Below are 23,946 nucleotides of genomic sequence, written 5' to 3' on the forward strand. Positions count from 1 at the left end.
CTTTATGAATATCGGACAGCAGGTCGCCACTGAGAGTATTCGAATCGCGATCTTGGGTGGGCCGGTACCCTGGGACGGCTGGACGTGACCGTCCGGCATCCCTCTCGGATCCCGAAGATTCCCGAAGAACTGGATGAACGACGATGCATCGGTACAGGTCCCACACCTGCGGCGAGCTCCGCGCCTCTGACGTCGGCACCGACGTCCGGCTGAGCGGCTGGCTGCACAATCGGCGCGACCTGGGCGGCATCCTCTTCATCGATCTGCGCGACCACTACGGCATCACCCAGCTGGTCGCCCGCCCCGGCACCGCCGCGGCCGAGGTGCTCGACAAGCTGACGAAGGAGACCGTCGTCCGCGTGGACGGCAAGGTCGTCTCGCGCGGCGCGGAGAACGTGAACCCGGAGCTCGCGACCGGCGAGATCGAGATCGAGGCCGCCACGGTCGAGGTCCTCGGCGCCGCGAAGCAGATCCCCTTCACCATCAACGCCGACGACGGCGTGAACGAGGAGCGGCGCCTGGAGTACCGCTTCCTCGACCTGCGCCGCGAGCGGATGCACCGCAACATCATGCTGCGCTCCGCCGTCATCGCCTCCATCCGCTCCAAGATGGTGGCCCTCGGCTTCAACGAGATGGCGACCCCGATCCTCGCCGCGACCTCCCCCGAGGGCGCCCGCGACTTCGTCGTCCCGTCCCGGCTGAACCCGGGCAAGTTCTACGCGCTGCCGCAGGCGCCGCAGCAGTTCAAGCAGCTGCTGATGATCTCCGGCTTCGACCGCTACTTCCAGATCGCGCCCTGCTTCCGCGACGAGGACGCCCGCGCGGACCGCTCGCCCGGCGAGTTCTACCAGCTCGACGTGGAGATGAGCTTCGTCGAGCAGGAGGACGTCTTCCAGCCGATCGAGAAGCTGATGACGGAGATCTTCGAGGAGTTCGGCGGCGGCCGTCCGGTCAGCTCGCCGTTCCCGCGGATCCCGTTCCGCGAGTCGATGCTGAAGTACGGCAACGACAAGCCCGACCTGCGCACGGACCTCGAACTGGTCGACATCACCGACGTGTTCGAGAACTCGGAGTTCAAGGCGTTCGCCGGCAAGCACGTCCGCGCGCTCGCCGTCCCGGAGACGGGCGACCAGCCCCGCAAGTTCTTCGACGGGCTCGGCGACTTCGCGGTCTCGCTGGGCGCGAAGGGCCTGGCCTGGGTCCGCGTCGGCGCGGAGGGCGCGCTGACCGGCCCGATCGCCAAGTTCCTCACCGAGGAGAACGTCAAGGTCCTCACCGAGCGCCTCGGCCTGGCCGAGGGCCACGCCGTCTTCTTCGGCGCGGGCGAGTTCGACGAGGTCTCCAAGATCATGGGCCCGGTCCGGGTCGAGGCCGCCAAGCGCGCGGGCCGCTTCGAGGAGAACGTCTTCCGCTTCGCGTGGATCGTCGACTTCCCGATGTACGAGAAGGACGAGGAGACCGGCAAGATCGACTTCTCGCACAACCCCTTCTCGATGCCGCAGGGCGGCCTGGAGGCCCTGGAGACCCAGGACCCGCTGGACGTCCTGGGCTGGCAGTACGACATCGTGTGCAACGGCATCGAGCTCTCCTCGGGCGCGATCCGGAACCACGAGCCCGAGATCATGTTCAAGGCGTTCGAGATCGCGGGCTACTCCCGCGAGACGGTCGAGACCGAGTTCGCGGGCATGCTCCGCGCCTTCGAGTACGGCGCCCCGCCGCACGGCGGCATCGCCCCGGGTGTCGACCGCATCGTGATGCTCCTCGCCGACGAGCCGAACATCCGCGAGATCATCGCCTTCCCGCTCAACGGCAACGGCCAGGACCTCCTCATGGGCGCCCCGACCGAGCTGGACGAGTCCCGCCTGCGCGAGCTGAACATCCAGCTCCGCAAGCCGGTCACGAAGGAGAAGCCCGCGGACGACCGCCCGGTCACGGAGTCGGTCCACCCGGACGCGGCGCGCTGAGCCTGACGGCCTGACTGCCTGACGGAAGGGCCCGGAACCGAGATCCTCGGTTCCGGGCCCTTCCGGCGTTCGTGGGCGGGGTTACGCGTCCTCGTCGGCGAAGATCTCGTCGACGGACGAGACGGTGACGGCACGGGCGACCCAGCGGCGCAGGACTTCGGGATCGTCGCAGCCGGTGATGCGCTGACGGGCGTCGTCGGAGACGGTGAGACCGCGCTGCTCCAGGATGATCAGCATGGCCTCGGCGCTGGCCTGGGCACGCCCTTGAGTGCGGCCCTCGTCGCGGATCTCCTCGGAGATGACCGACGTGTAGAAGGAGAGGTCCACAGCCACCAGGTTCCGTTACCCCGCCGGCGTGCAGGCCCCGCAAGTGCCCGGTTCGGGGGCGCGGTAGGCGTGGTCGCAGGTGTCGCAGTTCTGGAGGGGGTGACGGGCGGCGGGGGGCTCGTCCGGGGTGCGGAAGGGCGGCAGGGGCGGGAGGCCGGCGTTGAGGCGGTGGGCCAGGAGGGCGGCCGGGCGGCGCAGGGGCTCCGCCGGGAGGTCGAAGGTCAGGACGCGGCGTACGGCGTCGGGGGTGAGCTCGCGCTCCAGCCAGGCGGCGACGCCCGGGGCGAGGTGCTCGGCGTCGGTGGCGGAGACGTACAGGCGCGGGTCCGCACGGCGGAGGCCGGCGAGGACGTCGACGGCCGTGAGCAGGAGGTCGGGCGTCGGATACACGGGCTGCGGTACGGCGGGCAGGGCGCGGCGCGGCGGATCGGCCGCCCGCCGGGCGGGCCGTTCGACCTCGGGTTCCGGCCCGCGCCCGGCCCCGGTCCCCGGCTCCGGATCCTCCGGACCGCCGGTCCGCCCCGGATGGTTGCAGGAGATCGTCCGCGTGACGATCCGCCCGTCCTCGCCGCGCTCGCGGATCCGGCGCAGATAGCCGTACAGCTCCAGCTCGCGCAGGGCGTTGGCGATCCGGACGGCGCCCTCGGGGAAACGGGCCGCGAGGGTCTTGATGTCGACGGGAGACCCGGCGGGCAGCGACTGGATGTGCACGGCGACCCCGATGGCCACGAGGGACATCCCGTCGTGCTGGCAGAGGTGGTTGCCGATCACCGTGAAGCGGGTCGTGTGCCGCACGTTGTCGTGGATGACGCCACCGACCGCCGAGCGCCCGTGGGGGCGCCGGGGAGGGTGACTTTTCCAGCTGTTGCGGGACTCGGCGCGAGGGCGCGCGATAGTGTTCTGAACACCCATTGGGGAAGCTGTTCTCTTCCTCGTGGTCAGGCCCTCGCATTGGGATTGCCCTCCCGGCGAGGGCCGACGTATGTCTGCTGTCATATGCCGGTCGAGGTGAGCGTAAAGCAGGCAACCGGGGCGGAATCCAGCTGAGTTGGTGTTCTTCACTCGCATGAGTGAGCGTGCGCCCCGGGGCGGGAGGGGTGGGGCTTGGTGAGGGTTCTTTCTCTCTCGTCGTTACTTGGAAAGACCACCCGAGCCACCGGAGTCCGCGTTTCCGGACTCCGGTGAACGTGTCGTTCTTGCTGGTCAGGAGCGTGACAAGTCGAGTTCCGCCCACACGGTCTTCCGAGGTGCGGGCCCGAGCTCGACGCCCCACCGATCGGCGAGAGCCTCCACCAGCAGGAGCCCCCGCCCCGACTCGGCGTCGACGGTCCGGGTTCGAATACGGGGAAGGTCGGCTCCCCGGGTGTCCGTGACCTCGATCCGGAGGGCGTCCGTGTGCGCCAGGAGCGCGAGACGGAAGTTCCGCCCCGAGACCCTGCCGTGCGTGGCGGCGTTCGCCGCGAGTTCGGCGACGATCTGCGCGGCGGTGTCCACGACGCCGTACGGAAGCTCCCAGGTCCGCAGCCACTCCACGGCGAGCAGCCGGGCGAGCCGGGCCCCGCGTGGCGTGGGGGACACCAGGACGCTGAAGTGGTGTGTGGGCTGGCTGAGTTGGGTGGGGTTCTTCTGGTTCACATCACCGAGCGTGGCCGCCCCCGGCTACCGTGAACAGTGACGGTGCCGATGCGTAGGGTGACTGTCCGGGCCTTGTCCACTGCTGTCCGGCCTGTCCGAACCCGTGAGGCGGGTAGGGGTGTCGCGCCATGAAACTGGGCCAGGGAAGGGTGCGGTATGTCGGTGGACGGCGGGGCGCAGCGACTCAAGACCGAGGCGGACGAGCCGGGGTGGGAGGTCGATCCGGATGACGAGTGGGGACTGGCCGTCATCGCCACCGTGGGACGGCAGCTGAGGCTGCGGAGGGAGGCGGTGGGCATAAGGGCCGCCGAGCTCGGTGTGGCCACCGGCTACGGCGAGGACATGATCTACAAGATCGAGGGCGGGAAGCGGATCCCCCGGCCCGAGTTCCTCGACAACGCGGACGAGGTCCTGGGCGCGGGCGGGCTGATCGCGGCCATGAAGGAGGACGTGGCGAAGGTCCGGTACCCGAAGAAGGTGCGCGCCTTGGCGAAGCTGGAGGCCAAGGCGGTGGAGATCGGCGTGTACGAGTGCAACAGCATCCATGGGCTGTTGCAGAACCCGGAGCATGCCCGTGCTGCGATCGAGGCGGCACAGCCTCCGTACTCGCCTGACGATGTGGAACGCATGGTGGCCGCCCGGCTGGCCCGGCAGTCGGTCTTCGAACGGGACCCGGCTCCGTCCATCCACTTCGTACTGGAAGAGGCTCCGCTACGCCGACAGGTTGGGGGCACAATGGTGTGGCGACGGCAGCTCGAACGTCTCCTGGAGGTGGGTGGGTTGCGTCATGTCACCCTTCAGGTCATGCCGACGAACACCGAGGCCCACCCCGGGCTGGACGGCAGGATCGAGCTGCTGAAGTTCCCGGATGGGACGGCGGTGGGGCGCTCCGATGGGGCGTTCAGCGGACGGCCGGTCACCGATCCCAAGCAGCTCCGCATCCTTGAGCTGCGATATGGCACCATCCGGGCGCAGGCTTTCTCGCCGAGGGAGTCGCTGGCCTTCATCGAGCAACTGCTGGGAGAAACATGATCCACAAGGCATCCGCCGGGGACGCCTCCGAACTGGCTTGGTTCAAGAGCAGCTACAGCAGCGGCACCGACGGCGAGTCCTGCATCGAGGTCGCCTGGCGCAAGAGCAGCTACAGCGGCGGCACCGACGGCGAATCCTGCGTCGAGGTCGCCACCACCCCCGCCACCGTCCACGTCCGCGACTCCAAGAACCTCGGCGGTCCCCAGCTCGCCCTGACGCCGACCGCTTGGGCGGGCTTCGTCTCGTACGCCGTCGGCAGCTGACGTCTCCGGCGGGTACGGCGGTGGCCGTCGCCCCGGTGCGGGACGGCGGCCACCGTGTCGTACCTACGGAAGAAGAGCTGGTCAGTCCTTCTTCGGGTCTTCCAGGCGGGGGAAGAGGACCGCGCCCTTCGTGACCTTCGTGCCGGCCGGGAGGCGGCCCCAGTCGGCCGCGTCCTGGACGCGCTGGTCCGACAGGGCGCCCAGGGACGCCTCGGCGCCCAGGGAGTCCCACAGGGCCTGCGAGGTCGTCGGCATGACCGGGTTCAGGAGGACGGCGACCGCGCGGAGCGACTCGGCGGCCGTGTAGAGGATCGTGGCCAGGCGGGCCCTGCCCTCCTCGCTCTCGTCCTTCGCGACCTTCCACGGCTCCTGCTCCGTGATGTAGCCGTTGACCTGCTTCACGAAGTCGAAGACCGCCAGGATGCCGCCCTGGAAGTCCAGCTCCTCGCCGATCTTCCGGTCCGCCGTCGCGACCGCCGCGGCCAGGCCCTCGTGGAGCGCCCGCTCCGCGTCGCCGTCCGCCGTCGCCGCCGGCAGCTCCCCGCCGTAGTACTTGCCGACCATCGCCGCCACGCGCGACGCGAGGTTGCCGTAGTCGTTGGCCAGCTCGGACGTGTAGCGGGCGGAGAAGTCCTCCCACGAGAACGACCCGTCCTGCCCGAACGCGATCGCCCGCAGGAAGTACCAGCGGTACGCGTCCACGCCGAAGTGCGAGGTCAGGTCCTGCGGCTTGATGCCGGTCAGGTTCGACTTCGACATCTTCTCGCCGCCGACCATCAGCCAGCCGTTGGCCGCGATCCGGCCGGGGACCGGGAGGCCCTGCGCCATCAGCATCGCCGGCCAGATCACCGCGTGGAAGCGCAGGATGTCCTTGCCGATCAGGTGCACGTTCGCCGGGAACGTCTCCTCGAACTTCGCCGGGTTCTCGTTGTAGCCGACCGCCGTCGCGTAGTTCAGCAGCGCGTCGACCCACACGTAGATCACGTGCTTGTCGTCCCACGGCACCGGGACGCCCCAGTCGAACGTCGAGCGCGAGATGGAGAGGTCCTCCAGGCCCTGCTTCACGAAGTTCACGACCTCGTTGCGCGCCGACTCCGGCTGGATGAAGCCCGGGTTCGCCTCGTAGAACTCCAGCAGCTTCGGACCGTACTGGCTCAGCTTGAAGAAGTAGTTCTCCTCCTTGAGGATCTCCACCGGCTTCTTGTGGACGGCGCACAGCTTCGTGCCGTCCTCGGCCTCGATGAGATCGCCCGGGAGCTTGTACTCCTCGCAGCCCACGCAGTACGGGCCCTCGTAGCCGCCCTTGTAGATCTCGTCCTTGTCGTACAGGTCCTGCACGAACTCCTGGACGCGGTCGGTGTGCCGCTTCTGCGTGGTGCGGATGAAGTCGTCGTTCGCGATGTCCAGGTGCTCCCAGAGGGGCTTCCACGCCTCCTCGACGAGCTTGTCGCACCATGCCTGGGGGGTGACCCCGTTCGCCTCGGCCGTGCGCATGATCTTCTGACCGTGCTCGTCCGTGCCGGTGAGGTACCACACCTTCTCGCCGCGCTGGCGGTGCCAGCGGGTGAGCACGTCGCCTGCGACGGTCGTGTAGGCGTGGCCCAGGTGAGGAGCGTCGTTGACGTAGTAGATGGGGGTCGAGACGTAGAACGCCTTCGTGCCCTGCTTCTCGGTTCCAGTGGCCGCCATGGTCCGAATTTTAACGGCCGGGGCGGGTGGCCCCGCCCCCTCGCCCGCCGGGGCCGCGCCCCGGGCCGTGACCCGGGGCCGGAGGGGCCCCGGGTCGTCCGTGCCGGGTCAGAGCGCCTGGATGCCGGCCAGCAGGCCCCGGTAGAACGCCGCGTGCGCGGTCTCCAGCGGGGCCGTGCCCGCGAAGTGGACGCTCGCGGCCGGGACGGTGCCGGGCAGCTTGCGGAGGTAGTCGAACGCCTTGTTGTCCTCCTCGCCCCAGACCGTGAAGCGCCAGTGCACGGGGCGGTCCGCCGCCTCCGCCAGCGCCTGCGTCGCGGCCGTACGGGCGTCGGGGGCGCCGTCGGTCTGGAACACGACCAGGGCCGGGCGGTCCGCGCCGTTCTTCTCGTGGTGCGCGAGGACCTCCTCGACCGCCCGGTGGTAGTGCGTGCGGCCCATCCGGCCGAGGGTCGCGTTGACCGTCTCGACGCGGTCGGGGGTGAGGTCGGCGGGGCGGAGTTCGGCCGTGCCGTCGATGTCGGTGGAGAAGAAGACGGTGGTCACGGTCGCGTCCTCGGAGAGGTGCGCGGCCAGCGCCACGGTCTGCTCGGCGAGCCGCTGCACGGAGCCGTCCTTGAAGTACGGGCGCATCGAGCCCGAACGGTCCACCACGAGGTACACGGCCGCCCGCGCGCCCGTGAGCCCCTGCTTCTTCAGCACGGCCCCGGCGGCCTTGTACGCGTCGGCGAGGTGCGGGGCGGCGGCCTTGAGCTTGGGGAGGGAGAGGGCGGGCTTGGTGGGGGTCGGCTCCTCCGCCGGGGTCTCTGCGAGCTGCTCCTCCGCCGGGGTCTCTGCGAGCTGCTCCTCCGCCGGGGTCTCTGCCAGCTGCTCCTCTGCCGGGGCTTCCGCCTCGGCCGTCACCGGCTCCGCCTCGGCCTTCACCGGGGCCTCCGGATCCGGGTCGGCGATCGGCTCCGGCTCGGCGACGGGCTCGGCCTCCGCCACCGGCTCCGCGACCGGCTCCGGCTTCGGCTCCTCCGCCTCGGCGACCGGCTCCGGCTCCGGCTTCGGCTCCTCCGCCTCGGCGACCGGTGCCTCGACGACCGGCTCCGCCTTCGCGGGCTCCGCCTCCGCCACCGGTGCCTCGGCGACCGGCTCCGCCTTGGCGTCCAGCGGCTCCGCGTCCGCCACCGCCACCGCAGGCTCCGGCTTCGCGTCCTCCGGCTCCGCCGCCTCGGCGACCGGCTCCGGCTTCGCGTCCTCCGGCTCCGCCTCCGCCTTCGCGGGCTCCGCGTCTGCCACCGGTGCGGGCTCCGGCGTCACCGGCTCCTCCCCCCGCCGCGCCCCCGGCACCTGCGGGTTGTCGAAGGAGGCCGCCACCAGGTCCGCCGCCGCTTGTTCCGCCGGTGTCGGTTCCGGGGATGTCGCCTGGGCCGGGACGGAGGTCGCCGGGGCGGAGGACTGTTCGGCGTCGTTCGCGCGGTCTCGGCCGAATACCTTGCGCAGCATGCTCCGAATACCCATGGGCGAACCCCTTCGCATGAGTTGGGCGATATGCGTCCTTCATCCCTGGCCAGGGCGGACACGTAAGGTTAGCGGCCGCGCCCGCCGGGCCCTACGACCCGGGCACCCCCGGACGCCGTGCATTCATCCGGCGTTCATTCCCCCGCCTCCGCTGTGCAGATGTGCGCACATAACGTCACCGCCGGACGCTGATCGACACCCGGAGGAAGACGTGCCCAAACTGCTGCCGCTGCTGAGCAACCCCTCGCACGCAGGCGGGCGTTCCGCCCTGACCTGCCGGTTCCGGTGCGGTGACGCCTGCTTCCAGGAGGTGCCCAACACCAGCGGCAACGAGTACGTCGGCGACGTCATAGCGGGCGCGCTCTCGCGCCGTTCCGTGATGCGCGCCGCCGCCGTCGTGACCGTCGCCGCCTCCGCCGGCACCGCGCTCGCGCTCGGTGACGCCCAGGTCGCCGAGGCGCACGGGCGCCCGAAGCCCGCGCCGAAGCCCGACGGCGCGCGCGGTCTGCGCTTCCAGCCGGTCGCGCCGAACACCGCCGACCAGGTCACCGTCCCCGCCGGCTACCAGCAGAACGTGGTCATCCGCTGGGGCGAGCCCATCCTGCGCGGCGCCCCGGCCTTCGACCCGGAGAAGCAGACCGCCAAGGCGCAGGCCGGTCAGTTCGGCTACAACAACGACTTCCTCTCCCTGCTGCCGCTGCCGGGCGAGCACCACCGCCAGGTCCTCGTGGCCAACCACGAGTACACCGACGAGGTGCTGATGTTCCGGGGCTACGACCCCGAGAACCCGACCCGCGAGCAGGTCGAGATCGCCTGGGCGGCGCACGGCCTCGGCGTCGTCGTGGTCCAGGAGGAGCACCGCTCCGGCAAGCTGACCGCCGTCACCCGGCACCGGCTCAACCGGCGCCTCACCGCCACCAGCGTCTTCGAGGCCACCGGCCCGGCCGCCGGGAGCGCGCTCCTGAAGACCTCCGCCGACCCGTCCGGCCGCCGCATCCTCGGCACGCTCAACAACTGCTCCGGCGGCACCACCCCGTGGGGCACCACGCTGCACGGCGAGGAGAACTTCAACCAGTACTTCGCCAACGCGTCCAGCGCCACCGACAAGCGCTACGGCATCGGCACCGGCGCCACCGAGCGCAAGTGGGAGCGGTTCGACCGGCGCTTCGACCTGAAGCAGGAGCCGAACGAGGCGAACCGCTTCGGCTGGGTCGTCGAGCTCGACCCGTACGACCCGGAGTCCACGCCCCGCAAGCGCACCGCGCTCGGCCGCTTCAAGCACGAGGCCGCGCAGCCGCGCATGACGGCGGACGGGCGTCCGGTCGTCTACATGGGCGACGACGAGCGCTTCGACTACTTCTACAAGTTCGTGTCGAGCAAGCGCATGAAGAAGGGCTCCTCGCGGGCCGCGCACGCGCACAACCTCACCCTGCTCGACGAGGGCACTCTGTACGTCGCCAAGCTGACCGGCGACAGCCCGGCGGCCGAGATCGACGGCAGCGGGAAGCTCCCGGCGGACGGCGAGTTCGACGGCTCCGGCGTGTGGATCCCGCTGGCCACCGCCGGTCCCGGCGGGGCCGTGTCGCACGTGCCCGGGATGACCGCCGAGGAGGTGTACGTCTTCACCCGCCTCGCCGGTGACAAGGTCGGCGCCACCAAGATGGACCGCCCCGAGGACATCGAGCCCTCCCCGCGCACCGGCCGCGTCTACGTGGCGCTCACCAACAACACCAACCGCGGCAAGGGCACCAACCCGGGCGCGGACGAGGCCAACCCGCGCAACCTCAACAAGCACGGGCAGATCCTGGAGCTCGCCGAGCACTGGGACGACCCGGCCTCGGACGGCTTCGCCTGGCGCCTGTTCCTGGTCGCGGGCGACCCGAACGACCCGGCCACCTACTTCGCGGGCTTCCCGAAGGAGAAGGTCTCGCCGATCTCCTGCCCCGACAACGTGGCCTTCGACCCGCACGGCAACCTGTGGATCTCCACCGACGGCAACCAGCTCGGCTCCCACGACGGCCTGTTCGGCGTGGCCACGCACGGCGAGCGGCGCGGTGAGCTCAAGCAGTTCCTGACCGTGCCGACCGGCGCCGAGACCTGCGGCCCGATCGTGCAGGACCGCCGGGTCCTGGTCGCCGTCCAGCACCCGGGCGAGATCGACGGCGCCTCCGTCGAGAAGCCCGCCTCGGTCTGGCCGGACGGCCCCGGGAAGATCGTCCGCCCGGCCGTCGTGTCGGTGTGGCGGGCCGACGGGCGCGACATCGGCGTCTGAGGCGTCCGAGGCGTCCGAGGCTCCGGCCAGGGGCCTGGCGGTCAGTCGACCGCCAGGCCCTCCCGGAAGCGCGTGAACTGCTCCTCGGGCTCGCCCGTGTACACCCAGGGAACCCACGCCGCCCGGGTGCCCAGCAGCCCGAGGAGCTCCCGCGCCAGCTCCGGCCGCCCCGCGTAGCAGGCCGCGTGGGCCAGGTAGTTGAGGTCGGCGACCTCCTCGGGGGCCACCGGGCGGCCGGGCTCGCGGCCGCCGATCCAGCGGGCGTGGGTGCGGCGCAGCTCGGTGACCGCGAGCTCGTGCTTCCAGTGCTGGTCGAAGCCGCGCACGGGGCCCCGGCCGAGCGCCCCGTCGGCGATGTAGCGGTACTCCTCGACCCGGGCGATCTGCACCAGGACCGGCAGCGGCGAGCCGGGCGGGGCGACCCCGGCCGCGTCGCGCGCGAAGTCGTACATGGCGCCGTGGGTGCCGTGCCAGCGGGCCGACCAGTAGCGCAGCACCTGGGTGTGGCCCTCGGTGTTGTACGGGTCGCGGCGCCGCAGTTCGTCGAACCAGTGGCGCAGTTCGCGGCGCGGCACCCCGCCCTCGTACAGCCGCGCGACGGAGAGCAGCGAGACCCAGGGCATCGGGTCGGCGGGGGCGGCCTGGGCGGCGGCGAGGCAGGCGTCGACGGCGGCGTCGATCCGGCCCCGGTCGAGGGCCCCGCCGCGGCCGGCGGCGATGGCGGTGTCGAAGACGCGGACGACGTCGGTGGCGGCCCGCAGCACGGCCGCGTCCGGGTCGCCCGGCTCGGCGGCCCGCCACGCCTCGACGGTGGAGCCGCCCGCGGCGGCGTGCGAGAGCAGCCGCAGCCGGTGGGTGCGGCGCGGCCAGTCGTCGCCGGTGGCCCGCAGCAGGTCGCGGACCCCCTGCCAGCGGCCGATGACCATGTCGTGGCGGGCCTCGGTGAGCGCCCGGTCGCCGAAGTCCGGGTCGAAGTCGGGTGTGAAGCGGGCCGCCCGTGACGAGCGGGACGGTCTGCGGAGTGCGGCCATCCGGTTCCTCCTTTCCTCCCTCGAAGACAGGGGCCGTCCTCGAAGGCAGTGGCCGTCAGAAGTCCGTGGCGTACGACTCGTCCGTGCGGCGGGCGCGCGGCGAGTCCGGTGAGTCGAAGGGTCCCGCGGCGGCGAGCGCGCGGGCCGCGTCGAGGCGGGCGGGCCGGTAGTAGGCGCTGCCCTTGGCCCAGTACACGCCCATCGGCACGATGCCGACGGCGAGCCCGCCGATGCCGATGACGAGGGCGTTGGCGGAGAGTTCGCCGAGCGATTCGACGAAGGCCCACAGCATGAAGGCGGAGCCGAGCAGCGGCCACACCCCGCCGAGCACGAAGTCCCGTACGGAGCTGAAGAGGAGGGACTTGTAGGCGACGACGGCGGCGATGCCGGCGAGGCCGTAGTAGAAGGCGATTTGCAGTCCGATAGCGCTGACCGCGTCCTTGAGGACCTGCTGCACGGTGCCGGCGACGGCCGCCGCGGCGAACATGAGGAGCGCGGCGCCGCCGACCGCGACGACGGCCACCCAGGGGGTGTTCCAGCGCCGGTGCACGGTGCCGAGCGCGGCGGGCATGGTGCGGTCGCGGCCCATCGCGAAGAGCGAGCGGGTGACCTGGATGAGGGTGGTCTCCAGGGTGGCGACGGTGGAGAGCAGCACGGCCAGGACGAGGAGCTTGCCGCCCGCGCCGGGCCAGATCTCCTCGCCGAGGACGGCGAGGATGTTGGCGCCCGCGCTCTCGATCCGCCCGGCGCTCAGCAGCACGTTGACGGAGACGGTGAACGCCTCGAAGAGCAGGAAGACGACGCCGACGCCGATGAGCGCGGCGAGTCCGGCGGTGCGGCGGCTGTCGCGGGTCTCCTCGCTGAGGTTGCTGGTGACGTCCCAGCCCCAGTAGTAGAAGGCGGCGATCAGGGCGCCGGACGCGAAGCCGGAGGAGCCGCCGAAGTGGCCGAATCCGAACCATGACCAGTCGAAGGCGGTGGCGTGGCCGCGGTGCGCGACGGCGCCCAGCACGAACACCAGGAGGATCGCCAGTTCGACGCCGGTCATGAGGAGTTGGGCCCGTACGGTGAGCCGGGCGCCGCCCAGGACGACGAGCAGCATGATCAGGAACCAGCCGGCGCCGACCGCGCAGGACAGGGCGGTGTTCTCGGCCAGCCGGGCATCGAAGAGGGAGAGCGTCAGGGAGCCGGCGGGCAGCGATCCGGCGACCATGAAGACGGTCGCGGCGAAGACCAGGGCCCAGCCGGAGAGGAAGCCGAGGGCGGGGTGGAGGGTGCGGCCGACCCAGGAGTAGCCGGCGCCCGCGTTGACGTCGATGCGGCCGAGGCGGGCGTAGGCGAGGACGATGCCGAGCATCGGTATCGCGCAGTAGAGCAGCGCCGCGGGCCCGGCGAGGCCGACGGCGCCGAAGAGCACGGCGGTCGTGGCGGCGAGCGAGTACGCGGGCGCGCTCCCGGCCACGGCCATCACGATGGTGTCGAACGTGCCGAGGGCGTTGGGCTGGAGACCTCTGCCGGAGGTGGTGCGCATAGGGGTGTCCTCGGGGAGGGGAAGGACGGGGGACGCAGGCAAGTGACCCTGCCACCAGGTCGCTTGTGGCCGGGGAGGGGGCGCGGATCACGGTGAGTCGAGCGCATCGTAGTCGTACGCGTGGATTCCGGTAACGGCGGTGGGAGGGTTGCGTTCCGCAACCGCCGGTAAGGGCTCCCGTACGCCCCATTGGCCGGGTTTGAACCACGGCCGCGTCCAAGGCGCCCCCGCCGGGCGCCCGCTATGGCGAGGCGATGGCCCGCGCCGCCCTGACCTCCTGCCGGAGCGGTTCCAGGACCCCGTCCTCGTCGCCGCCGAGGTCGATCCGGACCTCCACCAGGACGTCGCTGGACCGCAGCCCCTCGGCGAGCTCCCGCAACTGCCCCTCGACGGCGGCGACCTCGGCGGGCGGCGGCGGGGGCGCGCCGTGGTCGACGCGGATCCGGGCGGCGGTGGTGGCGTCCACGATCCGCTCCACGGCGATGGCCAGCGGCCACCAGGCGGCGGCGAGGTCCCCGGCGGGCGGCGGTTCGGTGAGGGCGCGCTGGAACTCGGAGCGGACGGCGGACATGTCCCGGTACAGCGCGCGCCGGGCCCGGTGCGGGGCCGTGGTGTCGTCCCCGGCGAGCGGCGACAGCGGGGAGAAGGCGAGGGCCACGTAGTCGGCGGTGTCGGCGACGGCGTCGGCGAGCCGGTCGGCGACCCGGGTGTGCCAGGACTCGGGCCACAGCAGATACCCGGCGACCAGGGCGATCGCGCAGCCGATCAGCGAGTCGTAGAGCCGGGGCAGCACCAGGTCGAAGCCCTGGTGGTTGAGCAGGTCGGACAGGAGCAGGATGACGGGGGTGATGGCCGCGGTCTGGAAGGCGTACCCCTTCGCGGAGAAGGCCGGGATCAGGGCGCCGAGCAGCATCATCACGGGCACGTCCCACCAGCCGCGCGGCACGGCGGCGAGGACGGGCGCGGCGAGCAGCAGCCCGCCGGCGGTGCCGAGCGCGCGCAGCACGGCCCGCGAGAAGACCGAGCCGAAGTCGGGCTTCATGACGAAGGTGACGGTGAGGGCGACCCAGTACGAGCGGGGCACCGGGATCAGCGAGACGAGGGCCTGGGAGAGCCCGATGCACAGGGCGAGCCGCAGCCCGTAGCGCCAGGACGCCTCGGAGAACAGCACCCCGCGCGCGGTGCGCCGGATCCGGACCCGCAGCGCGGCGGGCCGGCCGAGCCGGTCGTCGACGTTGTGCGGGTTGGGCTCGGCGTTGTGGACGACGGTGGCGGCGTGGCGCAGGGCCGCGTCGACGGCCTTCTCGGAGGGGCGGCGGGCCTCGGGCAGGTCGAGCGTGTACGGCCCGGTGCGGCCCTGTTCGACGGCGTCGGCGAGGGCCCGCACGGTGGCCGGGATCTCGGGCGGCAGCGGCCAGTGGAAGCGGCGGGCCGCGAGGTGGGCGGCGGGCGCGGCCTCCAGGACCGGGACGAGCGCGTTGAGCTGGGCGAGCAGCCGCACCAGGCTCGGCGCCCGGCCGTGCTGGCGGGCGCGGCGGGCGAGGACGAGGTCGTAGGACTGGTTGAGGGAGGCGGTGACGGCCTGCCGCTTCTCGTCGTACGAGGCGGTGCCGGAGGCTTCGAAGAGCGCGGCGAGCGCCCGGTAGGTCCCGGCGACGGCGGCGCGTTCGGGGGTGCCGCCGCGCAGCGGCCAGCCGAGCAGGGTGAGCACGAGGACGACGACGCCGCCGAGGCTGAGCAGCAGCGGCGCCTTCCACCAGGGGTCGGGCATGGGCAGGCCGGCGCCGACGACGGCGTTGAGCAGGAGCAGCAGTCCGGAGACGGAGGCGACGGCGCCGATCGAGGAGATCATCCCGGAGACGAGCGCGACGACGGTGAGGGCGGCGACGGCGAGCCAGCCCTGCCCGAAGACGAGGGTGCCGAGGGTGACGCCGAGGGCGCCGAAGAGCTGCGGGACGGCGATGTTGAAGATCCGCATCCGGTACGCGTCGGCGGTGTCGCCGATGACGCCGGACAGGGCGCCCATGGAGACGAGCGCCCCGTAGGCGGGCTGTCCGGCGGCGAAGCCGACCGCGAGCGGCGCGGCGAGTGCGACGGCGGCGCGCAGAACGGCGGCCCAGGGCACCGGGGTCGGCTGCGGGCGGAGCCCCGCGGTGAGCCAGGCGGGTGGGGCGAGCCGGGGCGCGCGGGTGGTCGGTGCGGGTTTCGCCATGCCTACAAAGTAGGGCCAGGCCCCGCAAGCGGGACGAAGGGGGCGCTCATGGGGGCCGGGGTCAGTTGCGGTACCCCTCGACCTCGGCGGCCGGGCGGACCGCCGCGCTGTCCGGGTCCTCGCCGTACTCGGCCTTGGCGCGCCGCTGCCGCAGCAGGTCCCAGCACTGGTCGAGCTGGACCTCCAGGTCGGTCAGGCGGGAGCGTTCCTCGTCCAGGAGGCCGCCGGTGCGGGCGCGCAGGGCGCGCTCCTCCTCGACGAGGGCGCCGATGTTGGAGAGGATCTCGTCGTTGTCCATGGTGTCCATGCCTCTCAGCGTGTCCGAAGGGCGCCCGGCCCGCAGGTCGAGCGCCCCGGGGGCCGTCGTCCTGAACCTCGACGGCGTACGGCCTGCCGGACCGGTCCTAGTGGCGTACGGCCTGCTGGATCTCGGCCTTGGTGTCGCCGGTGAGGTTCCGGTTGCTGCGGGCCGTGCCGGACTTGGACTTCCCGGCCTCGACGCCGTCGATGTTGAGGACGACGGCGTCGAGCAGATTGCCGCCGGAGTCGCGGAAGTTGACCCACACCGTGTAGTCGGCGGTCTTGTCCTTGGGGTTGGTCGCGGTGATCTCGGCGACCGTCCGGTCGCCGTCCGCCGAGGTCGGCCCGGCCTTGACGTCGCCGGTCGCGTTCACCCCGTCCTTGACCTCGTCCATCTTCTGCTGGGCGGCGGACGCGGCGGCGGCCGTGGCGGAGGAGACGATGCCGCCGGCCTTCTCCTTGGCCTGGTCGCAGCCGGTGGCGGCCAGGGAGAGCCCGAGGAGCAGCGCGAGGGCGCCCGCCGTGGCGCGTGCGCGGTTCACCGGCGCTCGCCGGTGTCGGGCTCGTCGGTGGCCAGCGCCCAGATCACGAAGATGGAGACGGCCATGGAGAAGAGCGCCCACCAGGGCTGGTAGGGCAGGAAGAGGAAGTGGGCGATGACGTTCAGGGACGCGAGCGCGATGCCTGCGACGCGGCCCCACTCGGCGCCCTTGAGGATGCCGTAGCCGGCGATGGCGACGACGACGCCGAGGATCAGGTGGATCCAGCCCCAGGTGGTCAGGTTGAACTTGAAGACGTAGTCGCCGACCCGGGCGTAGACGTCGTCCTGGGCGATGCCCGCGATGCCCTGGAAGATGTCCATGATGCCGGTGACCAGCATCAGGACACCGGCGAAGAGGGTGCCCCCGGCGGCCCAGCCGCCGCCGCTGCCGCTGCTGCCGCCGGGGCCGTCCGGTGTCCGCTTCTGCGATGGTGCGGTGTTCTGGCTCATGGACCCATCGTCGGAGCGCCCGGCCGTCCACGAACGGTTCAGTTGAGCCGTACGGGTGAGGGGCGCCCGACGGGCCCGGCCGCCGGCTGATCCACTTGCGGGGCGCCGGGGGCGGGTGTGCCCTGGAGGGTGCGGGAACCGCAGGAGCGGTTCCGGGGAAAGGAGCTCCCGCCATGGCCGCACACGCAGCCGTATCCCCCCGGCGGCGGCTGAGCACGCACGGCTGGGCCGTGCCCGTCACGCTCGGCGTCGCCTACGGTCTCTACGCCCCCGTCATCGCGCGCCACGGCGGCGCCCTGTCCTGGGGCCAGCTCTGGCTCGGCCTGATCAGCGCCGTCGTGGTCGCCGTCTCGATCCACAGCCTGCTCCGCTTCGGCGGGCGGCTGCGGCGCGAGCTGCGCGCGGTGGCCTGGGGCGCCCTCGCCGGCATCGCGACCGGCTTCCTCTACAGCCTGTCCGGCGCGAGCGTCTACTCGTCCTCGCTGCTCGGCCTGATCACCGCGGCGGTCAGCGGCGCCGCCGCGTTCTACCTCTTCTACACCCACGAGGACGCGGCGGGTCACGCCGCGCCCTACTGAACCGGCCGCGCGGAGGCTACGCCTCCTCGCCCGGGATGTCGCCGCGGACGACGACGACCGGGCAGGGGGCGTGCTGGGTGACGTGGGAGGAGACCGAGCCGAGGACGGCCGCCTTGAAGCCGCTGTAGCCGCGGTCGCCGACCACCAGCAGGGTGGCGCCCTTGGCCTGGTCGATCAGGGCCTGGGCCGCGTTGCCGCTCACGACGGTGCGGGTGGCCGCGGCGGCGGTGGCGGGGGCCAGGGTCTGGTCGAGGGCCTGGTCGAGGATCTGCCGCGCGAGGCGTTCCGGGTCGAACTCGGGCGGGACACCCGGCATCAGGGTGGCCCAGGAGGCCGGGAACTCCCAGCTGATCACCGTATGGAGGGTGTCCCCGGTCAGGGCGGCCTGGGCCGCCGCCCACTTCAGTGCCCTCAGGGACGGAGCCGAGCCGTCCACGCCCACCACGATCCTGCCGCCGGCCATGACCGACCTCCGTTTCGCTGTCGGGAGGCCCCGAACGGAGACCTCCCGACCAACGTAACAAACGGATCAATCCAGCCGCAGATCGGCCAATTGCTTCTCGAAGGGGACGATCTCGTCCTCGTCGCCGCGCCGGGCGGGCCGCCCGGCCACGATGTCCGCGAACTCGGTCCCGGCGCGGGTGATCCGGGACGGCAGCCCCTCGGTGTACTCGTCGCCGCCCGAGCCCCAGTCCTCCGACGCCGCGTAGACGCCGGTCGGGACGGTGAGGGCCCGCAGGTAGGCGAAGAGCGGGCGCAGGGCGTGGTCGAGGACGAGGGAGTGGCGGGAGGTGCCGCCGGTGGCGCCGATCAGGACCGGCACGCCGGTGAGCGCGGACGGGTCGATCAGGTCGAAGAAGGACTTGAACAGCCCGCTGTAGGAGGCGGTGAAGACGGGGGTGACGGCGATGACGCCGTCCGCCCCGGTCACCGCGTCGATCGCGCCCTGGAGCTTCTCGGACGGGAAGCCCGTGACGAAGTTCTTCGCGATGTCCACGGCGAGGTCGCGCAGTTCGACGACCTCGACGTCGACGGCGTACTCCTGCTCGGCGAGCCGGTAGCGGGCCGACTGGAGGAGCCGGTCGGCGAGCAGCCGGGTGGCGGAGGGGGTGCTCAGGCCGGCGGAGACGGCGACCAGCTTCAGCGTCTGCATGACCTCAGACCTCCTGCTTCTGCTGTACGGCGGGGTGCAGCGGGGCGGTGGCGGGGACGTCGGCCGGGCGCAGGTTCGCGAACTCCTTGCGGAGCACCGGGACGACCTCCTCGCCGAGGATGTCGAGCTGTTCCAGGACCGTCTTCAGGGGCAGCCCGGCGTGGTCGACCAGGAAGAGCTGGCGCTGGTAGTCGCCGACGTAGTCGCGGAAGGACAGGGTGCGCTCGATGACCTCCTGCGGGGAGCCGACGGTCAGCGGGGTCTCGCGGCTGAACTCCTCCAGGGAGGGGCCGTGGCCGTAGACCGGCGCGTTGTCGAAGTACGGGCGGAACTCCCGTACCGCGTCCTGCGAGTTCTTCCGCACGAAGACCTGGCCGCCGAGGCCGACGATGGCCTGCTCGGGGGTGCCGTGGCCGTAGTGCGCGTACCTCTGGCGGTAGAGCCGGACCATCTTCTCGGTGTGCTGCTTGGGCCAGAAGATGTGGTTCGCGAAGAAGCCGTCGCCGTAGTACGCGGCCTGCTCGGCGATCTCCGGGGAGCGGATGGAGCCGTGCCAGACGAACGGCGGGACGCCGTCCAGCGGGCGCGGGGTGGACGTGAAGCCCTGGAGCGCGCTGCGGAACTTGCCCTCCCAGTCGACCACGTCCTCCCTCCACAGCTTGTGGAGGAGCGCGTAGTGCTCGATGGCGAGCGGGATGCCCTGCCGGATGTCCTGGCCGAACCACGGGTAGACCGGGCCGGTGTTGCCGCGGCCCATCATCAGGTCGACGCGCCCGTCGGCGAGGTGCTGGAGGGTCGCGTAGTCCTCGGCGATCTTCACCGGGTCGTTGGTGGTGATCAGGGTGGTGGAGGTGGAGAGGATCAGGTTCTCCGTGCGGGCCGCGATGTGCCCGAGGAGCGTGGTCGGGGAGGACGGGACGAACGGCGGGTTGTGGTGCTCGCCGGTCGCGAAGACGTCCAGGCCGACCTCCTCGGCCTTGAGCGCGATGGCGACGGTGTTCTTGATCCGCTCGTGCTCGGTGGGGGTACGGCCGGTCGTCGGGTCGGTCGTCACGTCGCCGACGGTGAAGATCCCGAACTGCATCGTGCTCACCTCTCGCCTTTCGCCGCCGGTTGCCGGCCGCTTTGTTGGTTGAATCTTAAACCATCAGAGGGAACGGCGCACCCCCCACACCTATTCCCGGCCCTTACGCTGGACGCCATGGCCGCCGACCCCACCGACACCGAGCGCTGGAAGGAGCGGGGCGTGATGCTCCGCGTCTTCGTGTACGTCTTCGCGACGCACGCCTTCGCCGGGTTCGTGTGGGTGCTCTTCTACGTCGGGCAGCACGCCCGGAAGTGACCCCGCGAGCGGCCCCGCGAGCGCCCGCGCGCGGGGGCTCCGGCCCTGCTCACGTAGAGTCCCGGGCGTGAACGCTGCTGCGATATCCGGGTCCGTGCCCGGGTCCGTGCCCGAGCCGGTGACCGTCGTCGGGATCGGCGCGGACGGCTGGGACGGGCTCCCCGAGAGCTCCCGCCGGGCCCTGCGCGCCGCCGAGGTGCTGATCGGCGGCCCCCGCCAGCTCGGCCTGCTGCCCGCCGCCGACTGCCCCGGCGCCCGCGTCCCCTGGCCCACCCCGCTGCTGCCCGCCGTCCCCGGACTGCTCGACGCGCACGCGGGCCGCCGGATCGCGGTCCTCGCGAGCGGCGACCCGATGTTCTACGGGATCGGGCACACGCTCGCCCGGACCCTCGGCCCCGAGCGGCTCCGCGTCCTGCCGCACCCGTCCTCCGTCTCGTACGCCTGCGCCCGGCTCGGCTGGCCCCTGGAGGCCACCGAGACCGTCTCCCTCGTCGCCCGCCCCCTCGACACCGTCGTCGCCCGGCTGCACGACGGGCGCCGCCTGCTGCTCCTCGGCGAGGGCCCCGAGTCCCCGGGCCTGGTCGCCGCCCTGCTGCGCGCGCGGGGCTGGGGCGGCACCCGGATCCGCGTCCTCGAACAGCTCGGCTCCCCGCGCGAGGCGCTCCTCGACGGCACCGCCGCCGACTGGCCGCACGGCGCCGCCGACCCGCTGCACGTGATCGCCCTCGACTGCGTCCGCGACCCGGACGCGCTCCGGCTCGGCGTCACGCCCGGCCTGCCCGACGAGGCGTACGAGCACGACGGGCAGCTCACCAAGCGGTACGTCCGCGCCGCCACGCTCGCCGCGCTCGCCCCCGCCCCCGGCGAGCTGCTCTGGGACATCGGCGGCGGCTCCGGCTCCATCGGCGTCGAATGGATGCGGGCCCACCGCGACTGCCGGGCCGTCTCCGTGGAACGCTCCCCGGAGCGCGCCGCCCGCATCGCGCGCAACGCGGCGGCCCTCGGCGTCCCCGGGCTGCGGGTGGTGACGGCCGCCGCCCCCGACGGGCTGGCCGGGCTCCCGGTGCCCGACGCGGTCTTCATCGGCGGCGGGCTGACCGCCCCCGGCCTGCTCGACACCTGCTGGGACGCGCTCCCGGCGGGCGGCCGGCTGGTCGCCAACACGGTGACGCTGGAGTCCGAGGCGGTGCTCGCCGCCCGCCACCGCGCGCACGGCGGCGAACTGGTCCGGCTCGCCGTCGCCGCCGCCGTGCCGGTGGGCGGCTTCACCGGCTGGCGGCAGGCGATGCCGGTCACGCAATGGTCCGTAACGAAGGGTTGAACACACCGACATGACCGTCTACTTCATCGGCGCGGGCCCCGGCGCGGCCGACCTGATCACCGTGCGCGGCGCGCGGACCCTCGCCCGGTGCGGGGTCTGCCTGTACGCGGGCTCGCTCGTCCCCGTCGAGCTGCTCGCCGAGTGCCCCCCGGACGCGAAGCTGGTCGACACGGCCCGGATGGACCTGGACCAGATCGTCGCGGAGATCGCCGCCGCCCACGCGGCGGGCCTGGACGTGGCCCGGCTGCACTCCGGCGACCCGTCCGTCTTCAGCGCCATGGCCGAGCAGATGCGCCGGCTCGACGCGGCGGGCATCCCGTACGAGGTCGTGCCCGGCGTCCCGGCCTTCGCCGCCGCCGCGGCGGCTCTCAAGCGGGAGCTGACCGTCCCGACCGTCGGCCAGACCGTCATCCTGACCCGGATCGCCCAGCAGGCGACGCCGATGCCGGCGGGCGAGGACCTGGCGACCCTCGGCCGCAGCGGCGCGCTCCTGGTGCTGCACCTGGCGGCCCGGTACGCCGACCGGATCGTCGCCGAACTCGTCCCGCACTACGGCGAGGACTGCCCGGCGGCCGTCGTCGCGATGGCCAGCCGCCCGGACGAGCTGGTGCTGCGCGGGACCCTCGCGGACATCGCGGACCAGCTGAAGGAGTCGGGGATCACCAAGACGGCGGTGATCATCGTGGGCCGCACGCTGGCCGCGTCGGAGTTCCGCGACAGCCACCTGTACGACCCGGCCCGGGACCGCCACACCTGCTGAGGCCCCGGACCGCGACGGGACGGCTCAGGTGTTGGGCCGCTTCCCGTGGTTGGCGCCCTTCTTCTTCCGCGCCCGGCGCTTGTTGCCTCGCTTCGACATGGCGGGTTCCTCCCTGGAGACCTGGGTGGGCTGGGGGGTTCTGCCCTGGCAAGCCTAGGTTCGGGGGAGGAGGGGCGCATGTCGGCCCGGCTGTCAGTGCGGTGCGCTGCAATGGGGCCATGACGGTCAACGATGTCGCCCGGGCGCTGCCCGGCGTGGAAGAGCTGCGCGACCACTGCCGGGGGCTCGCGATGCTGGACGCGATCCTGTCGCCGGAGTGGGAGGGCCGGTACTACTCGTTCGCGGACGGCACCGCCTCGATGCGGGACGGGCAGGGCGACGAGTACACGATCGCCTTCGCCCCCGAGGGCGGCGTCTACGTCGAGGGCTTCTCGCACGAGTCCCCGATGAGCCCCTGGGCCGACTGCACCGCCGACCCGGAGGTGTGGCCGGGCGTCCTGGACGAGGTCCCGGCCGGCCTGCGCGCGTACGGGACGACGGAGGTCCCCGAGCCCGTCACCGCCTGCCTGTGGCGGGAGCCCGCGGACCCGGCCTGGCGGACGGGCACCATCGAGTTCCCCACCTGGGGCGACGGCGACCCGGACGGCGCGGACTACCTCTTCCACCTGCTCACCGACCGCTCGCCCCGGGCGTACGCGAAGTGGGCCGGCTATTACTACGAGACGGAGGTCGACGAGGAGGCCGTCGCCCACGTCCTCGCCCTGCGCCCGCTGACCCCGCAGGTCGTCGCGGCGCTGAACCCGGAGACGGACCTGGCGTCCCTGGCGGAGGACATCGTCGAGATCGGCTACCCGGACGGCGTGTTCCCGCCGCTCCCGGACCACGTCGCCGTCAGGAGGGCCTGAGCGGCCCCGCCGTCGCCGACCGCCCCACCACGACCCCCGCCCGGTCGACGCACACCACGTCCACCGCCACCGGCGCGCCGCGCAGCACCGCCAGGGCCTCGTCGCGGGCGCGGGCGGCGACCAGGTCGCCCAGGGGGACCGCGGCGGCCTCGGCGAGGCGCAGGGCGGCCAGGCCCGTGTTCGCGGCGGTGATCTCCCCGGCCAGCGCCTCCGGGGCGCCGCCCGCGCGGGCCAGATCGGCCAGGAAGGACTTGTCGACCTGGGAGCGGGCCGAGTGCAGGTCCAGATGGCCCGCGGCGAGCTTCGACAGCTTCGCGAAGCCGCCGCAGATCGTCAGCCGGTCCACCGGGTGGCGGCGGATGTACTTCAGGACCGCGCCCGCGAAGTCGCCCATGTCGAGGAGGGCCAGCTCCGGCAGCTCGTACAGCTCCGTCACCGTCCTCTCCGACGTGGAGCCCGTGCAGCCCGCCACATGGGTGAGACCGGCCGCGCGGGCCACGTCCACGCCCCGGCGGATCGAGTCGATCCACGCCGAGCACGAGTACGGCACGACGACCCCCGTGGTGCCGAGGATCGACAGCCCGCCGAGGATGCCGATCCGCGGGTTCCACGTCGACCGGGCGATCTCCTCGCCGCCGTCCACCGACACCGTGATCTCCACGTCGCCGCCCCCGCCGTGCGCCGCCGCGACCGCCGCCACGTGCTCGCGCATCAGGCGCCGCGGCACCGGGTTGATCGCCGGCTCGCCCACCTCCAGCGGCAGCCCGGGGAGCGTGACCGTGCCGACCCCGGGACCGGCCCGGAAGACCACGCCCGAGCCGGGCGGCAGGAGCCGCACCGTCGAGCGGATCAGCGCCCCGTGCGTCACGTCCGGGTCGTCGCCCGCGTCCTTCACCACCCCGGCCGTGGCCGCGCCGGCGCCGGGGTCCAGGGACTCCACCGCCAGGGCGAAGGCCGGGGTCTGGCCCTTCGGCAGGGTGATCGTCACCGGGTCGGGGAACTCGCCGGTGAGCAGCGCCGTGTACGCGGCGGTCGTCGCCGCCGTCGCGCAGGCGCCGGTCGTCCACCCCGGGCGCAGGCCCGTGTGCTTGAGTTGGGCCTCACGCCCGCCGCCGGAACTCGTCGCACTCACGG

General features: G+C 72.6%; 23 protein-coding genes and 1 pseudogene. 9 read left to right on the forward strand and 15 right to left on the reverse strand.

Annotated features, from left to right (window positions below):
• Window positions 1–143: 143 nt before the first annotated feature.
• Window positions 144–1,964 (forward strand): aspartate--tRNA ligase, encoded by a 1,821-nt coding sequence (gene aspS, locus AB0C99_RS00270; RefSeq protein WP_362467634.1) that lies wholly within the window; start codon window positions 144–146, stop codon window positions 1,962–1,964.
• Between the two features lie 81 nt (window positions 1,965–2,045).
• Here aspS and AB0C99_RS00275 read toward each other — a convergent pair.
• From AB0C99_RS00275 to AB0C99_RS00285, 3 genes and pseudogenes are all read right to left on the reverse strand, one after another.
• Window positions 2,046–2,306: pseudogene (locus AB0C99_RS00275) on the reverse strand (hypothetical protein); the annotation flags it as partial.
• Window positions 2,307–3,203 (reverse strand): helix-turn-helix domain-containing protein, encoded by an 897-nt coding sequence (locus tag AB0C99_RS00280; protein WP_362467636.1) that lies wholly within the window; start codon window positions 3,201–3,203, stop codon window positions 2,307–2,309.
• Window positions 3,204–3,494: 291 nt separating this feature from the next.
• On the reverse strand, window positions 3,495–3,926 hold the full coding sequence (locus tag AB0C99_RS00285) for an ATP-binding protein (RefSeq protein WP_362467638.1): 432 nt from the start codon (window positions 3,924–3,926) through the stop codon (window positions 3,495–3,497).
• Window positions 3,927–4,082: 156 nt separating this feature from the next.
• Here AB0C99_RS00285 and AB0C99_RS00290 point away from each other — a divergent pair, with 156 nt between their 5' ends.
• Together AB0C99_RS00290 and AB0C99_RS00295 are read left to right on the forward strand one after the other, a co-directional pair.
• A complete protein-coding gene (locus AB0C99_RS00290) occupies window positions 4,083–4,958 on the forward strand; it encodes a helix-turn-helix transcriptional regulator (protein ID WP_362467640.1) in 876 nt (291 codons plus the stop codon).
• Window positions 4,955–5,221 carry a DUF397 domain-containing protein gene (locus tag AB0C99_RS00295; RefSeq protein ID WP_362467642.1) on the forward strand — a complete coding sequence of 89 codons (267 nt, stop codon included), beginning with the start codon at window positions 4,955–4,957 and terminating at the stop codon, window positions 5,219–5,221. The genes AB0C99_RS00290 and AB0C99_RS00295 overlap by 4 nt, the downstream gene beginning before the upstream one ends.
• 81 nt (window positions 5,222–5,302) lie before the next feature.
• Here AB0C99_RS00295 and metG read toward each other — a convergent pair whose 3' ends face one another.
• Window positions 5,303–6,910, reverse strand: a complete 1,608-nt coding sequence (gene metG, locus AB0C99_RS00300; protein ID WP_362467644.1) for a methionine--tRNA ligase — start codon at window positions 6,908–6,910, stop codon at window positions 5,303–5,305.
• Window positions 6,911–7,018: 108 nt separating this feature from the next.
• Window positions 7,019–8,416, reverse strand: coding sequence for a VWA domain-containing protein (locus AB0C99_RS00305; protein ID WP_362467646.1), 1,398 nt, complete (start codon window positions 8,414–8,416; stop codon window positions 7,019–7,021).
• 211 nt (window positions 8,417–8,627) lie between these two features.
• Between AB0C99_RS00305 and AB0C99_RS00310 the strand changes: the two genes are divergently transcribed.
• Window positions 8,628–10,688, forward strand: a complete 2,061-nt coding sequence (locus AB0C99_RS00310) for a PhoX family protein (RefSeq protein WP_362467648.1) — start codon at window positions 8,628–8,630, stop codon at window positions 10,686–10,688.
• Between the two features lie 41 nt (window positions 10,689–10,729).
• On the opposite strand, the gene AB0C99_RS00315 is transcribed toward AB0C99_RS00310, so the two are convergent.
• The 6 genes from AB0C99_RS00315 to AB0C99_RS00340 form a co-directional block, all read right to left on the reverse strand.
• Window positions 10,730–11,719, reverse strand: a complete 990-nt coding sequence (locus tag AB0C99_RS00315) for a hypothetical protein (RefSeq protein ID WP_362467650.1) — start codon at window positions 11,717–11,719, stop codon at window positions 10,730–10,732.
• Between the two features lie 55 nt (window positions 11,720–11,774).
• Window positions 11,775–13,250 (reverse strand): APC family permease, encoded by a 1,476-nt coding sequence (locus tag AB0C99_RS00320; protein WP_362467652.1) that lies wholly within the window; start codon window positions 13,248–13,250, stop codon window positions 11,775–11,777.
• Window positions 13,251–13,491: 241 nt separating this feature from the next.
• On the reverse strand, window positions 13,492–15,462 hold the full coding sequence (locus tag AB0C99_RS00325; protein ID WP_362467654.1) for an FUSC family protein: 1,971 nt from the start codon (window positions 15,460–15,462) through the stop codon (window positions 13,492–13,494).
• A 61-nt stretch (window positions 15,463–15,523) separates the two neighbouring features.
• On the reverse strand, window positions 15,524–15,760 hold the full coding sequence (locus AB0C99_RS00330) for a DUF2630 family protein (protein ID WP_362468088.1): 237 nt from the start codon (window positions 15,758–15,760) through the stop codon (window positions 15,524–15,526).
• A gap of 106 nt (window positions 15,761–15,866) precedes the next feature.
• Entirely contained in the window at window positions 15,867–16,304 is a 438-nt protein-coding gene (locus AB0C99_RS00335; RefSeq protein ID WP_362467656.1) for a hypothetical protein, read from the reverse strand.
• Window positions 16,301–16,753, reverse strand: a complete 453-nt coding sequence (locus AB0C99_RS00340; protein WP_362467657.1) for a hypothetical protein — start codon at window positions 16,751–16,753, stop codon at window positions 16,301–16,303. Before AB0C99_RS00340 ends, AB0C99_RS00335 begins: the two co-directional genes overlap by 4 nt.
• 173 nt (window positions 16,754–16,926) lie before the next feature.
• Here AB0C99_RS00340 and AB0C99_RS00345 point away from each other — a divergent pair, with 173 nt between their 5' ends.
• Window positions 16,927–17,331: a hypothetical protein gene (locus tag AB0C99_RS00345; RefSeq protein WP_362467659.1), complete on the forward strand. Its 405-nt coding sequence runs from the start codon at window positions 16,927–16,929 to the stop codon at window positions 17,329–17,331.
• 16 nt (window positions 17,332–17,347) lie between these two features.
• Here the strand turns inward: AB0C99_RS00345 and AB0C99_RS00350 are convergent, their stop codons facing one another.
• The 3 genes from AB0C99_RS00350 to AB0C99_RS00360 all read right to left on the reverse strand — a co-directional run bounded on the left by AB0C99_RS00350 (window position 17,348) and on the right by AB0C99_RS00360 (window position 19,568).
• Window positions 17,348–17,794: a universal stress protein gene (locus AB0C99_RS00350; RefSeq protein WP_362467661.1), complete on the reverse strand. Its 447-nt coding sequence runs from the start codon at window positions 17,792–17,794 to the stop codon at window positions 17,348–17,350.
• A 66-nt stretch (window positions 17,795–17,860) separates the two neighbouring features.
• A complete protein-coding gene (locus tag AB0C99_RS00355) occupies window positions 17,861–18,484 on the reverse strand; it encodes an FMN reductase (RefSeq protein WP_362467663.1) in 624 nt (207 codons plus the stop codon).
• A 4-nt stretch (window positions 18,485–18,488) separates the two neighbouring features.
• Entirely contained in the window at window positions 18,489–19,568 is a 1,080-nt protein-coding gene (locus AB0C99_RS00360; RefSeq protein ID WP_362467665.1) for an LLM class flavin-dependent oxidoreductase, read from the reverse strand.
• Window positions 19,569–19,685: 117 nt separating this feature from the next.
• Between AB0C99_RS00360 and AB0C99_RS00365 the strand changes: the two genes are divergently transcribed.
• From AB0C99_RS00365 to AB0C99_RS00380, 4 genes are all read left to right on the forward strand, one after another.
• The gene (locus AB0C99_RS00365; protein ID WP_362467667.1) at window positions 19,686–19,826 is read left to right on the forward strand and encodes a DUF6126 family protein; all 141 of its coding nucleotides are present in this window, start codon (window positions 19,686–19,688) and stop codon (window positions 19,824–19,826) included.
• A 67-nt stretch (window positions 19,827–19,893) separates the two neighbouring features.
• Entirely contained in the window at window positions 19,894–21,147 is a 1,254-nt protein-coding gene (cbiE, locus tag AB0C99_RS00370; RefSeq protein ID WP_362467669.1) for a precorrin-6y C5,15-methyltransferase (decarboxylating) subunit CbiE, read from the forward strand.
• A gap of 10 nt (window positions 21,148–21,157) precedes the next feature.
• Window positions 21,158–21,907: a precorrin-4 C(11)-methyltransferase gene (gene cobM, locus AB0C99_RS00375; RefSeq protein WP_362467671.1), complete on the forward strand. Its 750-nt coding sequence runs from the start codon at window positions 21,158–21,160 to the stop codon at window positions 21,905–21,907.
• A 218-nt stretch (window positions 21,908–22,125) separates the two neighbouring features.
• Window positions 22,126–22,812: a hypothetical protein gene (locus AB0C99_RS00380; protein WP_362467673.1), complete on the forward strand. Its 687-nt coding sequence runs from the start codon at window positions 22,126–22,128 to the stop codon at window positions 22,810–22,812.
• Here AB0C99_RS00380 and AB0C99_RS00385 read toward each other — a convergent pair.
• Window positions 22,799–23,944, reverse strand: a complete 1,146-nt coding sequence (locus AB0C99_RS00385; protein WP_362467675.1) for a cobalt-precorrin-5B (C(1))-methyltransferase — start codon at window positions 23,942–23,944, stop codon at window positions 22,799–22,801. The genes AB0C99_RS00380 and AB0C99_RS00385 overlap by 14 nt on opposite strands.
• Window positions 23,945–23,946: the final 2 nt, after the last annotated feature.

This window comes from Streptomyces sp. NPDC048659, assembly GCF_040650575.1.
GTDB lineage: Bacteria > Actinomycetota > Actinomycetes > Streptomycetales > Streptomycetaceae > Streptomyces.

Coding starts and splice junctions, on each gene's coding strand:
- AB0C99_RS00345 (WP_362467659.1), top strand. CDS start 16,927: ATGGCCGCACACGCAGCCGTATCCCCCCGGCGGCGGCTGAGCACGCAC.
- AB0C99_RS00380 (WP_362467673.1), top strand. CDS start 22,126: ATGACGGTCAACGATGTCGCCCGGGCGCTGCCCGGCGTGGAAGAGCTG.
- AB0C99_RS00295 (WP_362467642.1), top strand. CDS start 4,955: ATGATCCACAAGGCATCCGCCGGGGACGCCTCCGAACTGGCTTGGTTC.
- aspS (WP_362467634.1), top strand. CDS start 144: ATGCATCGGTACAGGTCCCACACCTGCGGCGAGCTCCGCGCCTCTGAC.
- AB0C99_RS00320 (WP_362467652.1), bottom strand. CDS start 13,250: ATGCGCACCACCTCCGGCAGAGGTCTCCAGCCCAACGCCCTCGGCACG.
- AB0C99_RS00315 (WP_362467650.1), bottom strand. CDS start 11,719: ATGGCCGCACTCCGCAGACCGTCCCGCTCGTCACGGGCGGCCCGCTTC.
- AB0C99_RS00330 (WP_362468088.1), bottom strand. CDS start 15,760: ATGGACAACGACGAGATCCTCTCCAACATCGGCGCCCTCGTCGAGGAG.
- AB0C99_RS00325 (WP_362467654.1), bottom strand. CDS start 15,462: ATGGCGAAACCCGCACCGACCACCCGCGCGCCCCGGCTCGCCCCACCC.
- AB0C99_RS00280 (WP_362467636.1), bottom strand. CDS start 3,203: ATGGGTGTTCAGAACACTATCGCGCGCCCTCGCGCCGAGTCCCGCAAC.
- AB0C99_RS00340 (WP_362467657.1), bottom strand. CDS start 16,753: ATGAGCCAGAACACCGCACCATCGCAGAAGCGGACACCGGACGGCCCC.
- AB0C99_RS00305 (WP_362467646.1), bottom strand. CDS start 8,416: ATGGGTATTCGGAGCATGCTGCGCAAGGTATTCGGCCGAGACCGCGCG.
- metG (WP_362467644.1), bottom strand. CDS start 6,910: ATGGCGGCCACTGGAACCGAGAAGCAGGGCACGAAGGCGTTCTACGTC.
- AB0C99_RS00350 (WP_362467661.1), bottom strand. CDS start 17,794: ATGGCCGGCGGCAGGATCGTGGTGGGCGTGGACGGCTCGGCTCCGTCC.
- AB0C99_RS00360 (WP_362467665.1), bottom strand. CDS start 19,568: ATGCAGTTCGGGATCTTCACCGTCGGCGACGTGACGACCGACCCGACG.
- AB0C99_RS00290 (WP_362467640.1), top strand. CDS start 4,083: ATGTCGGTGGACGGCGGGGCGCAGCGACTCAAGACCGAGGCGGACGAG.
- AB0C99_RS00355 (WP_362467663.1), bottom strand. CDS start 18,484: ATGCAGACGCTGAAGCTGGTCGCCGTCTCCGCCGGCCTGAGCACCCCC.
- cobM (WP_362467671.1), top strand. CDS start 21,158: ATGACCGTCTACTTCATCGGCGCGGGCCCCGGCGCGGCCGACCTGATC.
- AB0C99_RS00365 (WP_362467667.1), top strand. CDS start 19,686: ATGGCCGCCGACCCCACCGACACCGAGCGCTGGAAGGAGCGGGGCGTG.